This window comes from Pseudoduganella sp., assembly GCF_041914865.1.
GTDB lineage: Bacteria > Pseudomonadota > Gammaproteobacteria > Burkholderiales > Burkholderiaceae_D > Rugamonas.
Window position 1 is genome coordinate 1 of sequence record NZ_JAYSCO010000100.1, and the last position, 11,512, is coordinate 11,512.

Here is an 11,512-nt window from a genome sequence, read left to right on the forward strand (position 1 = left end):
CGCCGGCGCGCGCCGCTTCCACCGCCGCGTTCAGGGCCAGGATGTTGGTCTGGAACGCGATGCCGTCGATCACGCCGATGATGTCGGCGATGCGGCGCGAGGAATCGCTGATGCTGCCCATGGTCTGCACCACCTGCCCCACCACCGCGCCGCCCTGCTGCGCCACCGCGGTGGCGGCGGCGGCCAGCTCGTTGGCCTGGCGCGCATGGCTGCCGTTCTCGCGCACGGCGCTGGTCAGCTGCTCCATCGAAGAGGCGGTTTCCTCCAGCGCGCTGGCCTGCTGCTCGGTGCGCGAGGACAGGTCCATATTGCCGGCGGCGATCTCGCCGGCCGCGTGGTTGATGGTGGCGGTGCCCTGCCGCACTTCCGACACGATGCGCAGCAGGCTGTCGCGCATCTGGGCCATGGCCTGCATCATGCTGCCCTGGTCGTTGGGGCGGGTGTGCACGGCCACGGTCAGGTCGCCGGCGGCGATGCGGCCGGCGATGGCGGCCGCCACCTCCGGCTCGCCGCCCAGCTGGCGCAGCAGGCGGCGCGCGATCACGGTGGCTGCCGCCACGCCCGCCACCAGGGCCAGCGCGCTCAGGGCCAGCATCAGGTTGCGCGCGCCGGCATACGCCGCGCTGGCAGCGGCCGCGTCGCGCGCATTGTGCTGGCGTTGCAGCTTCACGTCTTCGTCCATCGCGTCCTGCCAGCGCTGGGTGGCCGGGCCGGAACGCGACATCAGGAGCGCCACCGCCTCGGCGTCCTTGTGCTGCGCGGCCAGCTGCAGCACCTGGTCGGTCAGCGGGCGCGCCTCCTGCTGCAGGGCGCGGATGCGGGCGCGGATTTCCTTGCCGTCTTGCGTGGCCGGCAAGGCTTCCAGCGCCGCCTGCGCCTGGTTGTACTGTGCGCGCGCCGCCTGCAGTTTCGGCAGTTCGCGCTGCATGGCCGCGTCGTCGGTCAGCAGCACCACGGTGCGCGTGACGCGCGCCACGATGTGCACCGCTTCCGACATATCCTGCACGTGGCTCAGCTTCGCCACGTTCAGCTGCACGACTTTCTCCAGCTGGGCGTGGATGCGCTGCATATTGTAGATGCCGAGGCCGGCGACTGCCGCCATCAGCAACAGCACCAGGCCAAAGCCCAGCGCCAGCCGGGCGCCCACCGTCATCGTTTGCTGTGACATGGCTATTCCTTTCGTAGACGTTGGAATCCAGTACTGCAAATAGGCAAGACTACACCAATTACATTAGAATCTGTCGATTCCAAAAAATAAGCTGGCCCCCATGACCCTGCAAGTGATCCTCAACCTGGCCGTCGCCGCCCTTGTGCTGGCCTTCCTCGTCTGGCAGCAGAAGCGCCACGCCAGCTTCACCGTGCGCGTGTTCACCGCCCTTGGCGTGGGGATTGCCATGGGCGCCGGCCTGCAGGCCCTGTACGGCGCCGGCAGCGCCGAGGTCAAGCTGACCGGCCAATACCTCGACATTGTCGGCAGCGGCTACGTCAAGCTGCTGCAGATGATCGTGATGCCACTGATTATGGTATCCATCGTATCGGCCATCCTCAAGCTGCGCAACGCCAGTTCGCTTGGCAAGATCAGCGCGCTGACCATCGGCACCCTGATGCTGACCACCACCGTGGCGGCGGCGATCGGCATCCTGATGGCCAAGCTGTTCGGCCTGAGCGCGGTGGGCCTGGCTGCGAACGCGGCGGAAGTGGCGCGCGGCGCCTACCTGGAAGGCAAGCTGGCCGACGCCCAGGCCATTTCGCTGCCGAACATGCTGCTGTCCTTCATCCCGAGCAATCCCTTCCTCGACCTGACGGGCGCGCGCAAGACCTCCACCATCGCGGTGGTGGTGTTCGCGGTGTTTATCGGCGTGGCGGCGATCGGCATCGCCGACAAGAAGCCGGACCACTTCACCTCCTTCGACCACGCGGTGCACGTGGCGCACACAATCGTGATGCGCATGGTGACGCTGGTGCTGCGCCTGACGCCGTACGGCGTATTCGCCCTGATGGCGCAGGTGGTGGCCAGCTCCAGCTATGCCGACATCCTGAACCTGATCGGCTTCGTGCTGGCGTCCTACTGCGCCCTGCTGCTGATGTTCGGCGTGCACCTGGCCCTGGTCTCGGCCAGCGGCCTCAATCCGCTGCGCTACACGCGCAAGATCCTGCCGGTGCTGACCTTCGCCTTCACTTCGCGCACCAGTGCCGGCGCCATCCCGATGAGCGTGGCGACCCAGACCCAGCGCCTGGGCACGCCGGAAGGCATCGCCAATTTCGCCGCCTCCTTCGGCGCCACCATCGGCCAGAACGGCTGCGCCGGCATCTACCCGGCCATGCTGGCGGTGATGATCGCGCCGACGGTCGGCATCGACCCGTTCACCGCGTCCTTCCTGGTACCGCTGCTGGCCATCATCACCATCGGCTCTGTGGGCGTGGCCGGCGTCGGCGGCGGCGCCACCTTCGCCGCGCTGATCGTGCTCTCTTCCATGAACCTGCCGGTGGCGCTGGCGGGACTGCTGATTTCCATCGAACCGCTGATCGACATGGGGCGCACCGCCCTCAACGTCAGCGGCTCGATCACCGCCGGCACGGTCACCAGCCGCATCATGGGCGAAACCAATATGGCGGCCTTCGCCGGCGACCAGGAATTGCAGGTCGATTCCCAAACCACCCACTAATTCATTGTAAGGAGACCCCATGCGTCGTCTGACCTTGTCCCTGGCGCTGGCCGCATTGTGCGCCGGCACCGCCACCGCCTCCCCGAGCAACCCGGTGAACGGCGCCGAGTTCCGCACCCTGCAAACCGCGCAGCCGACACAGAAAGTCGAAGGCAAGGTGGAAGTGATCGAATTCTTCATGTACCACTGCCCCGCCTGCAACGCGGTGGAAACGCCGCTGGCGGCCTGGGTCAAGAAGAACGCGGACAAAGTGAACTTCCGCCGCATCCACCTCTCCAGCGGCGAGCCGCGCGACTTCGAAGCGCGCCTGTTCGCCACGCTGGAAGCGCTGCAGCTGCAGGACAGCATGCACGACAAGGTGCTGCAGGCCTGGCACCAGGAACGCCGCCGCCTGCGCAGCGACGCCGAAAACCTGGAGTGGGCCGTGCGCAATGGCATCGACAAGGAGAAGTTCCTGGCTGCCTACAACTCCTTCGGCGTGAACATGCGCCTGAAGGCGCTGGGCCGCATGGCCGATGCCTACGGCGTGACCGGCACCCCGACCATCATCGTCAACGGCAAATACAGCACCGAGCCGAGCATGGTGGCGCAAGCCAACCGCCACCTGGCCAATGACGATGTGATTCCGGCCTCGCTGCAGGTGCTGGACGCCCTGGTGGCGCGCTCGCGCCAGTAAGCTTTGCAGCCGTGACGGCGACCGGTCACAAACCGGCCCGGTCGTCCTCAAACAGTTTGCCCATGGCGGCGAGGTCAAAGCGGATTTGCAAAGGCTCCTTGTCGCGCCAGGCCCCCATGTGGATGTGGGGGTGGCGCGAGAAGCCGTTGTTGCCCACATAGGCAATGAGCTGGCCGCTCTCGACCTTGTCGCCGGGTTTGACCGCCATCCGCGTGACGTGGGCCAGGACGAAGTGCACCCCGTCGTCCCGCTTCAGCTCCACGAATCCAGCCGGCGGCTTGCCGAGTTTTCCCGGTTGGTTGGCGGCCGGGTTGTCCCGCACGTTGACCACCTCGCATGAGCATGGCGACAGTACCTCTTTCCCCCATCCATACCAATCCGTATTGCGGCTGCCATTGCCTTTGTACGCCCGCATCCAAACGCGCCCTTTGACTTCGACCATTTCCTGGATCACGCAGTCCGTGCCGAGCGCATCGCCGGGGGCTTTGAGGTTTCCCAGCCAGTGTTCGGTGCAGGTGTAGGGCTGCTTGAATATCGGGTGTGCCGTGACGCTGGGCAGTTCGTCGGGGGAAGCGACGGCGCTGGTCACATACATCGACGCCAGAAGCAAGAAGGTGGCTTTCATCGGTATCGGTCTCACTAAACGTTGATCGGGGCCGCGTCTAATCCTGAGTAGCCTTTAGACGCGCGGCTAGTCTGCCGCAGGTTGAGGGTTTCCGCACCGGCCGGGCTGATTTGCCCTGCACCGCCTGTGCCGTCAGCGAGTTGGCTGCGTGAGAGCACTTGCGCCATGATAGTCGCGGCCTTAGGGGACGGGCGGCATTGTCCGCTCCGTTTTGCGCTTGGCAGTGCGCAGCGCGTGCGCCGCTGCCGCATAACGCAAGCGCTGCGCCTGCGTCCAGTCGCTATCGCCGGGCAGCTGGACATACACCAGCCGCCAGGCGTTGCCGGCGTTTCCCAGGCTGGCAGTGACGAACTGGTTGGGCGAGATGCTCAGCGAATCGGCGATCAGTTCGCCGCACACGACTTCGGCATAGTGGAACCCGTGCCGGCTCTTCACGCGCAGCCGCGTTCCATCCGGCAAGAAGATAGTTTTCCACGTGTAGCCGCCTGGCGCGGGCGGCCTGGCTGCCTCTGCCTGGCGTTGCAGCCAATCTCGAACCGCCTCGTCTACCACTTCGCGGATGTCCACCTCGCAGTCCTGTTCAGCCTGATAGTTCAGCAGGGCGCGCAAAGTGGCGGAACTCACCTCCACCGTCACTTGAGTACTCATGTGGACACCTCCCGGAAATTGTTTCTCCTTAGAGCCTCGGCAGGCGAAAGAGTTCAGGGTTGGGGAGGCCTGCGCACAACTGTCGGCGTCAGCTACTGAAAGCTACTGAAATTTTTCCCGCTTTCGGCATTTCGACCCAAAACGGTCACTTTTCAGTAGCTTTCAGTAGTTTTCAGCAGAATTTTCAGTAGCTTTCAGTAGCTGACGCCGACAAGTGTGCACATGCCCCCCATTCCTCCCCTCCTCGCTCGACAAGTTGGCTAAACGCAAGCGCTTGCGCCATAATGGGACTTTGCCAAAACATTAACTCCCGTGACCCAAACCCTTCGGCCAAGCCAACGGCTGCACCTGATCCTGCTGGGCGTCGACGATGTCGGCGCCTCAACCATGTTCTACGAAGCCCTGGGCTGGGCGAAGTCGCCGACCAGCAATGACGGCTTCGTAAAATTCGACCTGGGCGGCTACGCGCTGTGCCTGTTGTCGCGCGCGGCGTTCGCACGGGATGCCATGTCGCCCACCGCGCAAGGCAGCGGCTTTGCCGGCATCGGCCTGGTGTACCTCGCGCGCACACCCGATGAGGTAGCACTGGTCCTCGAACGCGCCGTGGCCGCAGGCGGCACACTGGTCAAACCCGCCACCAAGACCGACTGGGGCGTGGCAGGCTACTTCAAAGACCCGGACGGCCATTTGTTCGAAGTCGATTTTGAGGACGGCTGGGTGCTGGATGCCGAGCATAAGCTGCTGGTGGACAAAGTAAAAACATGGAACGAAACAGGCACCCCGGCACCTTCGAAATAAACGGCGCGGCAGAGTCGCAATCAGTCTGGGCGTGCGTGATTGGCGACACCATCCGCATCTCCAACTGCGCGCGTTCCGGGGCAGACAGGAAGGAGCTGGTACTGACTTGCTTCGGCGCGCGCTCGCTCACGTTCGCCTGCCCGCTGCCCAGGACCGGTCAAATGGTCTATCCCGAACCCGCCAATGAATGGCACATTGCCGGCACCTGCGTCGGCGAGATCAGCTGGGGTCCGCGCGGGCATCCCGCCGATGGTGAGTTCGAAGTCCGCCCCATCAAGGCGTATCGCGCCAGCGCGCAGGCCTCGCCTCAAAGTCTTGTGCTGGAATTCACGGGCCGGACCGAAGGCGGCATGGCCCTGTGCCACTTCGCCAATTCAGTAGAGCAGATCGGCCTTGCGCCGTGGGACTTCCGCATCCGGTTCGTGGTGGAGCGCGAACGCTTAGCCGAGTTCCTGGACGCTGCGCCAGGCAGCTGATGCGCCTCGCCACACTTAAACCACCACCACCATGAAAACTGCACAGATCATTGCACTCGCACTCCCTGCCGGCCTGCTGTGGGGTTCCGCAGCGGCAGCCTGCCCGGCCAGTTTCCCAGCCTTTCTCAGCCAGTTCGAAAGCGACCCCGCCTTCCAGCGCCAGCACACGCGCTTTCCGCTTGCGGCCTCGCGCATCGACAACCAGAGCGGAGACGAACCCTTCGAAGTGAAGTACACCATTCAGGACGCCAAGCGCAAAGAATATCAACGCGTGGCGTGGCCGACGCGCGCGCGACAGCAAGCGGCGGGACTGCAGCGCTCCATTGCGCGCGAAGCCGGCGGCGGGCAGGCCGTGACGTTCAGTCAGCCGGGCACAGACTACATGTTCACGTTCCATTTCCAAAAGACGCGCGATTGCTGGACCTTGGTCCGCTTCGCCGACCACTCACTGTAAGCACCAGGCAAAGGAGCTTCGCCCACGTCGCCAAGCTGCCCGCCCCCGAGCTGCGCCCGTCCTCCGTGCAGCACGTGGTGGAAGACATCCTCTACCTGTACCGCGAACCGTGCCGCAGCCGCGGACGGAAAAAATGGGGACGTACCCTATTTTTCGCTCTGCGAAAAATGGGGTACGTCCCCATTTTTTTTCGTCCCCATTTTTGAGTCCCCGTCGATCGTGTGCCGCGCGCGGCGGGCATCGCGTACCATGAATTTTTGACTATCCGCCGAAAGGTTTGCGATGGAGCAAAAATGGCCGCAGCAAGTCTGGCTTGTGCGTCATGGGCAGAGCGCGGGGAACGTGGCGCGCGATGCGGCGACGGCTGCCAACCAGTTGTTGATCGATATCGCCGAGCGCGATGTCGATGTGCCGCTGTCGGCGCTGGGCTTGCGCCAGGCCGAGGCGCTCGGGCATTGGCTGGCGGCGCTGCCGCCGGCGCAGCAGCCGAATGTGCTGCTGTACTCGCCCTACCTGCGGGCGCGCGCCACGGCGCAGGCGGTGCTGCATTGCCTGCAGCCGGAAACCATGCTGGCGGTGGTGGCCGATGAGCGCCTGCGCGAGAAGGAATTCGGCATCACCGACCGCCTCACCTCGCGCGGCATTGCCGAGAAGTACCCGGAACTGGCGGCGCAGCGCCAGCACGTGGGCAAGTTCTATTTCCGGCCGCCCGGCGGCGAAAGCTGGTGCGACGTGATCCTGCGCCTGCGCAGCGTGCTCGACACCATCACGCGCGAGTACCGGCGCGAGCGCGTGCTGATCGTCGGCCACCAGGTCATCGTCAACTGCTTCCGCTACCTGTTCGAGCGGCTCGACGAGGATGCCATCCTCGCCATCGACCGCGCAGCCGACGTGCCGAATTGCGGCATCACCTCCTACCAGTTCGACCCCGGCGCCGGCCAGCGCGGCAAGCTGGTGCGGGAGCTGGAAAACTTCGTGGCGCCGCTGCGCGACAGCGGCACGCCCATCACCGCCAAGCCGGATATCCCGGCCGCGCCGAAACCATGAGCAGCCTCGACCCCATCGAACTCAACCCTGCGCTGCTGCGCCGCTGGCCGCTGCCGCAGCCGGGCTTCGATGGCGACAAGGAGGTGCGCGGCCACATCCTGGTGGTGGCCGGCTCGGCGGAAATGCCGGGCGCGGCGCTGCTGGCGGCGGAAGCGGCTCTGCGCGCCGGCGCCGGCAAGCTGACCGTGGCCACCGCCGCCAGCGTGGCGCCGCACCTTGGCACCGCCTTGCCCGAGGCGCGCGTGATCGGGCTGGGCGAGACGGCCGCGCATGGCGTGCAGGCCGACAGCGCGCGCCGGCTGGGCGAACTGGCGGGCAAGGTGGACGCCTTGCTGGTCGGCCCCGGTATGCAGGATGAAGCATCGTGCGTCGAGCTGGTGCACAGCCTGCTGGAGCGTTTCGGCGGCAAGCCCATCCTGCTCGATGCGCAAGCGATGTGCGCCGTGCGGCCGCGCGGCGAGCCGCACCTGCTGGAAGAGCCGGTCGACTGGGAGCAGTTCCGTTTCCCGGCCCCTGTGCTGCTGACACCGCACGCCGGCGAGCTGGCGCGCCTGACCGGCGGCGAGCGCGCCCACATCGAACAGGAGCCACACGGCGCCGCCCTGGCGGCGGCCGAGCGCTGGAACGCCGTGGTGGCGCTGAAAGGCGCGACCACGGTGCTGGCGACGCCTGACGGCCGCCTGTGGCAACACCAGGGCGGCAATGCCGGCCTCGGTATCTCCGGTTCAGGCGACGTCCTGGCCGGCATCATCGCCGGGCTGCTGGCCCGTGGCGCTTCGCTCGAACAGGCTTCGGCCTGGGGCGTGGCGCTGCACGGGGCGGCCGGCGAACAACTGGCGCTGCGCTGCGGCCCCCTGGGCTACCTGGCGCGCGAAATCGCGGCGGAGGTTCCCGCACTGCTGCGCATCCTGGCTGCGGCCTGACCCCATCCACTGGCAGGCGGCCTGTGCCGCCAGGGGCGGGTTTTGCCCTACGCCGGCAATTCAAAGGAGCAATAATGGCTTTTTCCCTCTACGATTCACACGGTGTACCGCTGGAGCGCCAGCGCTTTACCTGGCGCGAACTGGTACAACCGACCATCAGCAAGCTGGACGACGACGCCTTCACGCGCGTGCGCATCATCCTCATGAACGGCATCGAAACCGAAGCGCTGCGTTTCGGCCACGCCGCGGCGCGCATGAATGCTGCGCTGCGCCTGCCGCTGGCCCAGGTGCGGCGCTGCGAGCAGCACCAGGCCACCATGGTCAACTGGCTGCTGGGCGCCGACCACTCGCCGCTGGAAACCACCATCGCCTATGAGCAGGTGGCAATCGAAGTGACGGCGGCGCTGGCGCAGAACGAGCCCGACCCCTACCTGGCCCAGGTGTACCGCTTCGGCCTGCTGGAAGACTTCGACCACCTGTACCGCTATGCCGCCCTGCTGGACCGGCTGGAAGGCAAGGATGCCAACAACATCCTGCAGTGCTACACCGACATCCTGCCGGGCCGCCCGACGGCGGTCGAGCACCGCGCGCCGGACGACGACCTGCGCCTGCCGTATGCGCGCCAGCAGGCGCACCCGCTCAGCAAGCTGCATGTGCTGACCCTGGTGGGCAGCGAATTCCAGACCCACGACTATTACATGACGATCGGTCCCCTGTTTGCCGATCCGGTGGCGCGCCAGCTGTATGCGGAAATCGCGTCCATCGAGGAACAGCACGTGACGCAGTACTCGTCCCTGATCGACCCGACCGAGAGCTGGCTGGAGCAGTGGCTGCTGCACGAGGCGAACGAGGTCTACAACTACTACAGCTGCCTGCAGCAGGAAACCAATGAGCAGGTGCGCGCCATCTGGGCGCGCTTCCTCGATTACGAGCTGGGCCATTTCCACTTGGTCGAGACCCTGTTCAAGGATATCGAGCGGCGCGACCCGGCCGAAGTGCTGCCGGCCACGCTGCCGGAGCCGATCGCCTTCAAGAGCCACCGCGACTTTGTGCGCAGCACGCTGCAGCAGGAAGTCGGCTTGCGCGCCAACGGCACGCAGATCGTGCCGCCGGAACAGGACAGCGCCCTGTCGCAGGCTTACCGCGACTACATGAATGGCGAGGGCTCGCCGACCAGCATCGTGGCCGAGGGCTATGTGTGGGTGCCGGGCACCGAACTGAACCGCATGCCGGCGCGCCTGCATTGAAAGGAGGACAGCATGAGTGAACAGATAGGCATGAACCGTACCGGCCTGCAGATGTCGCCGATCGACAGCCAGGCCATGCAGCAATACCAGGGCGATCTGCCCACGCCGGACGCCGAGGCCGATGCGCTGGCCGACACGCGCGCCGATTATTCTTCGCGCGCCCTGAGCCTGGGCTCGGTACCGCTGCCGGCCACCCTGCATGGGGTGCTGCACGCGGCGGGGGCGCTGATCAGCGGTGAGCAGCCGCAAATGCTGCTCGACAAGCTGGCCGAACGGCTGGCCTTCGAACGCAGCGGCACGCGCCTGTATGACGCGCTGCTGGCCAAGTGCCAGGCCCTGGGCACCGAAGGCACCAGCATCAGCGAGGCCGAGGTGCAGCGCATCCGCAATGAGGAAGCGCTGCATTTCATCCAGGTGGCGCAAGCCATCGAGCAGTTGGGCGGCGACCCGACGTGCCAGACGCCCAGCGCGGACCTGGTGGGGGTGGAGTCGCTGGGGCTGGTGCAGGTGCTGAGCGATCCGCGCACCTCGATCAGCCAGGCGCTGCACGCCATCCTCACCGCAGAACTCTCCGACCAGGCGGGCTGGGAAGCCTTGATCGCCCTGGCGGAGGCACAAGACCAGCCGGAGCTGGCACAGATGGGCAGCAACGCCCTGGCGCAGGAGCGGGACCACGTGCTGATGGTCAGCGCCTGGTACCAGGAATCGCTGGGCCTGGATGTGCCTGCCATTTACCCACAAGGAAAGGAAATGCAATGATTACCTTGAACAAAACCTGCGCCCTGCTATTGGGCGCCTTGCTGGCCACTGGCGTGGCCGGCTGCAAGAACCGCAACGACGATACGCCCGCCCCGGCCACCACGCCGGATACGACTACGTCACCCGCCACAACGCCGGCCCCCACCACGCCGCCATCCGATACCACGACACCACCGCCTGACACCACCACCACGCCTGGCAGCGGCACCGGCACGGGCGGTACCGGCACCAGCGGCAGCGGCACCGGTGGCACCACCGGCAGCGGTACCGGGACCGGCGGCACCGGCACCGGCACTGGCACCGGCACCGGCACCGGCACCGGCACAGGTGGCACGGGCACAGGGGGCACCGGCACGGGTACGGGTACTGGTACGGGCAGCACCAGCGGTACCAGCGGTACACAGGGCACGACGGGCTCCGGCCAGCCGTCCTCCACCGCGCCCGACCGCACCGACCGCACGGACGCCGAGCGTAATCGCCGTCCCACCTATTGAGCGGGGATGGCCATGCAGCTGACACATCATGCAAGCGCGGTCATGCTTGGCGTATTGCTGGCCGGCTTGCCGGGATGCGGCAAGCATGACGGCGCCAGTCCCGGCGCCCCGCCAACCGGCACTTCGCCCACCACCACGCCCGATACCGGCGGCACTGGCACGGCACGCACCCTGGGGCCACCGCCGGCGCCGGTCACACCGTCGCCCGCCGACGCCCAGGCTGGCACCGGGGCCGCTCCGGCCAACGCCGGCCCGGCGACCGGCGCGGGCAATTCGGAATCCGGCGCCAGCGGCGGCACTGCCGCCACCCAGGGCAGCCAAGCCACCGCGCCCACCAGCGGCAACACCCCGGGCGGCAGTCCCGCTGCCACGCCCGGCACCTCCACCCCACCCAGCGGCCAGCATCCCGGCCGCTGACAGCCAGCCGGCGCCCGGCGCCGGCTAGCGCTTGCGCTCGCCCAGGGTCGCCATCACACGCGCGGCATTTTCCGCGCAATCGATGTCGGCCGGCTTCGCACCGATCAGTTCCACCAGAGACAGCAGTTCGGCCTTGCTGCGCGCCAGGCGCTGCTCGAGTGCCTCGATGTCGGCGATTTTCGTGCGCAGCGCCCCCAGCAGCTCATCGTGCTTCCAGGATGCGGCGGCGTCCGGCAACAATTGCCGGATCTCGTCCAGCGAAAAGCCGGCATGCTGGGCGTC

Annotated in this window: 15 protein-coding genes; 11 read left to right on the top strand and 4 right to left on the bottom strand. The window is 66.6% G+C overall.

Annotated elements, in window-relative coordinates:
* Positions 1-1,168 (bottom strand): methyl-accepting chemotaxis protein (locus tag ACE3TQ_RS26240; RefSeq protein ID WP_374586603.1); only part of this gene is annotated, 1,168 nt, incomplete at its 3' end.
* Positions 1,169-1,268: 100 nt separating this feature from the next.
* On the opposite strand from ACE3TQ_RS26240, the gene ACE3TQ_RS26245 reads away from it, so the two are divergent.
* Together ACE3TQ_RS26245 and ACE3TQ_RS26250 are read left to right on the top strand one after the other, a co-directional pair.
* A complete protein-coding gene (locus tag ACE3TQ_RS26245) occupies positions 1,269-2,666 on the top strand; it encodes an L-cystine transporter (RefSeq protein WP_374586605.1) in 1,398 nt (465 codons plus the stop codon).
* A 19-nt stretch (positions 2,667-2,685) separates the two neighbouring features.
* Entirely contained in the window at positions 2,686-3,342 is a 657-nt protein-coding gene (locus ACE3TQ_RS26250) for a thiol:disulfide interchange protein DsbA/DsbL (RefSeq protein WP_374586607.1), read from the top strand.
* 25 nt (positions 3,343-3,367) lie between these two features.
* Here the strand turns inward: ACE3TQ_RS26250 and ACE3TQ_RS26255 are convergent, their stop codons facing one another.
* Both ACE3TQ_RS26255 and ACE3TQ_RS26260 read right to left on the bottom strand, forming a co-directional pair.
* The gene (locus ACE3TQ_RS26255) at positions 3,368-3,967 is read right to left on the bottom strand and encodes a M23 family metallopeptidase (RefSeq protein WP_374586609.1); all 600 of its coding nucleotides are present in this window, start codon (positions 3,965-3,967) and stop codon (positions 3,368-3,370) included.
* A 180-nt stretch (positions 3,968-4,147) separates the two neighbouring features.
* A complete protein-coding gene (locus ACE3TQ_RS26260; protein WP_374586611.1) occupies positions 4,148-4,615 on the bottom strand; it encodes a hypothetical protein in 468 nt (155 codons plus the stop codon).
* 312 nt (positions 4,616-4,927) lie between these two features.
* On the opposite strand from ACE3TQ_RS26260, the gene ACE3TQ_RS26265 reads away from it, so the two are divergent.
* The 9 genes from ACE3TQ_RS26265 to ACE3TQ_RS26305 all read left to right on the top strand — a co-directional run bounded on the left by ACE3TQ_RS26265 (position 4,928) and on the right by ACE3TQ_RS26305 (position 11,230).
* Positions 4,928-5,413: a VOC family protein gene (locus ACE3TQ_RS26265; RefSeq protein WP_374586613.1), complete on the top strand. Its 486-nt coding sequence runs from the start codon at positions 4,928-4,930 to the stop codon at positions 5,411-5,413.
* On the top strand, positions 5,377-5,889 hold the full coding sequence (locus ACE3TQ_RS26270; protein ID WP_374586614.1) for a hypothetical protein: 513 nt from the start codon (positions 5,377-5,379) through the stop codon (positions 5,887-5,889). Before ACE3TQ_RS26265 ends, ACE3TQ_RS26270 begins: the two co-directional genes overlap by 37 nt.
* A gap of 31 nt (positions 5,890-5,920) precedes the next feature.
* On the top strand, positions 5,921-6,343 hold the full coding sequence (locus ACE3TQ_RS26275; protein ID WP_374586616.1) for a hypothetical protein: 423 nt from the start codon (positions 5,921-5,923) through the stop codon (positions 6,341-6,343).
* A gap of 315 nt (positions 6,344-6,658) precedes the next feature.
* Positions 6,659-7,390, top strand: coding sequence for a histidine phosphatase family protein (locus tag ACE3TQ_RS26280; protein ID WP_374586618.1), 732 nt, complete (start codon positions 6,659-6,661; stop codon positions 7,388-7,390).
* A complete protein-coding gene (locus ACE3TQ_RS26285; RefSeq protein WP_374586620.1) occupies positions 7,387-8,313 on the top strand; it encodes an NAD(P)H-hydrate dehydratase in 927 nt (308 codons plus the stop codon). Before ACE3TQ_RS26280 ends, ACE3TQ_RS26285 begins: the two co-directional genes overlap by 4 nt.
* Positions 8,314-8,387: 74 nt before the next feature.
* On the top strand, positions 8,388-9,560 hold the full coding sequence (locus tag ACE3TQ_RS26290; protein ID WP_374586622.1) for a hypothetical protein: 1,173 nt from the start codon (positions 8,388-8,390) through the stop codon (positions 9,558-9,560).
* A gap of 12 nt (positions 9,561-9,572) precedes the next feature.
* The gene (locus ACE3TQ_RS26295; RefSeq protein WP_374586624.1) at positions 9,573-10,319 is read left to right on the top strand and encodes a ferritin-like domain-containing protein; all 747 of its coding nucleotides are present in this window, start codon (positions 9,573-9,575) and stop codon (positions 10,317-10,319) included.
* Positions 10,316-10,813 (top strand): hypothetical protein, encoded by a 498-nt coding sequence (locus ACE3TQ_RS26300; RefSeq protein WP_374586626.1) that lies wholly within the window; start codon positions 10,316-10,318, stop codon positions 10,811-10,813. The genes ACE3TQ_RS26295 and ACE3TQ_RS26300 overlap by 4 nt, the downstream gene beginning before the upstream one ends.
* A 12-nt stretch (positions 10,814-10,825) precedes the next feature.
* Positions 10,826-11,230, top strand: coding sequence for a hypothetical protein (locus ACE3TQ_RS26305; RefSeq protein ID WP_374586628.1), 405 nt, complete (start codon positions 10,826-10,828; stop codon positions 11,228-11,230).
* A gap of 24 nt (positions 11,231-11,254) precedes the next feature.
* Here ACE3TQ_RS26305 and ACE3TQ_RS26310 read toward each other — a convergent pair.
* On the bottom strand, positions 11,255-11,512 hold a 258-nt coding region (locus ACE3TQ_RS26310), incomplete at its 5' end, for a MerR family DNA-binding protein (RefSeq protein ID WP_374586630.1).

What these genes read in the sequence shown, in the direction of transcription:
- ACE3TQ_RS26245 (WP_374586605.1), top strand. Translation starts at nt 1,269, where the DNA reads ATGACCCTGCAAGTGATCCTCAACCTGGCCGTCGCCGCCCTTGTGCTG.
- ACE3TQ_RS26250 (WP_374586607.1), top strand. Translation starts at nt 2,686, where the DNA reads ATGCGTCGTCTGACCTTGTCCCTGGCGCTGGCCGCATTGTGCGCCGGC.
- ACE3TQ_RS26255 (WP_374586609.1), bottom strand. Translation starts at nt 3,967, where the DNA reads ATGAAAGCCACCTTCTTGCTTCTGGCGTCGATGTATGTGACCAGCGCC.
- ACE3TQ_RS26260 (WP_374586611.1), bottom strand. Translation starts at nt 4,615, where the DNA reads ATGAGTACTCAAGTGACGGTGGAGGTGAGTTCCGCCACTTTGCGCGCC.
- ACE3TQ_RS26270 (WP_374586614.1), top strand. Translation starts at nt 5,377, where the DNA reads ATGGAACGAAACAGGCACCCCGGCACCTTCGAAATAAACGGCGCGGCA.
- ACE3TQ_RS26275 (WP_374586616.1), top strand. Translation starts at nt 5,921, where the DNA reads ATGAAAACTGCACAGATCATTGCACTCGCACTCCCTGCCGGCCTGCTG.
- ACE3TQ_RS26285 (WP_374586620.1), top strand. Translation starts at nt 7,387, where the DNA reads ATGAGCAGCCTCGACCCCATCGAACTCAACCCTGCGCTGCTGCGCCGC.
- ACE3TQ_RS26290 (WP_374586622.1), top strand. Translation starts at nt 8,388, where the DNA reads ATGGCTTTTTCCCTCTACGATTCACACGGTGTACCGCTGGAGCGCCAG.
- ACE3TQ_RS26295 (WP_374586624.1), top strand. Translation starts at nt 9,573, where the DNA reads ATGAGTGAACAGATAGGCATGAACCGTACCGGCCTGCAGATGTCGCCG.
- ACE3TQ_RS26300 (WP_374586626.1), top strand. Translation starts at nt 10,316, where the DNA reads ATGATTACCTTGAACAAAACCTGCGCCCTGCTATTGGGCGCCTTGCTG.
- ACE3TQ_RS26305 (WP_374586628.1), top strand. Translation starts at nt 10,826, where the DNA reads ATGCAGCTGACACATCATGCAAGCGCGGTCATGCTTGGCGTATTGCTG.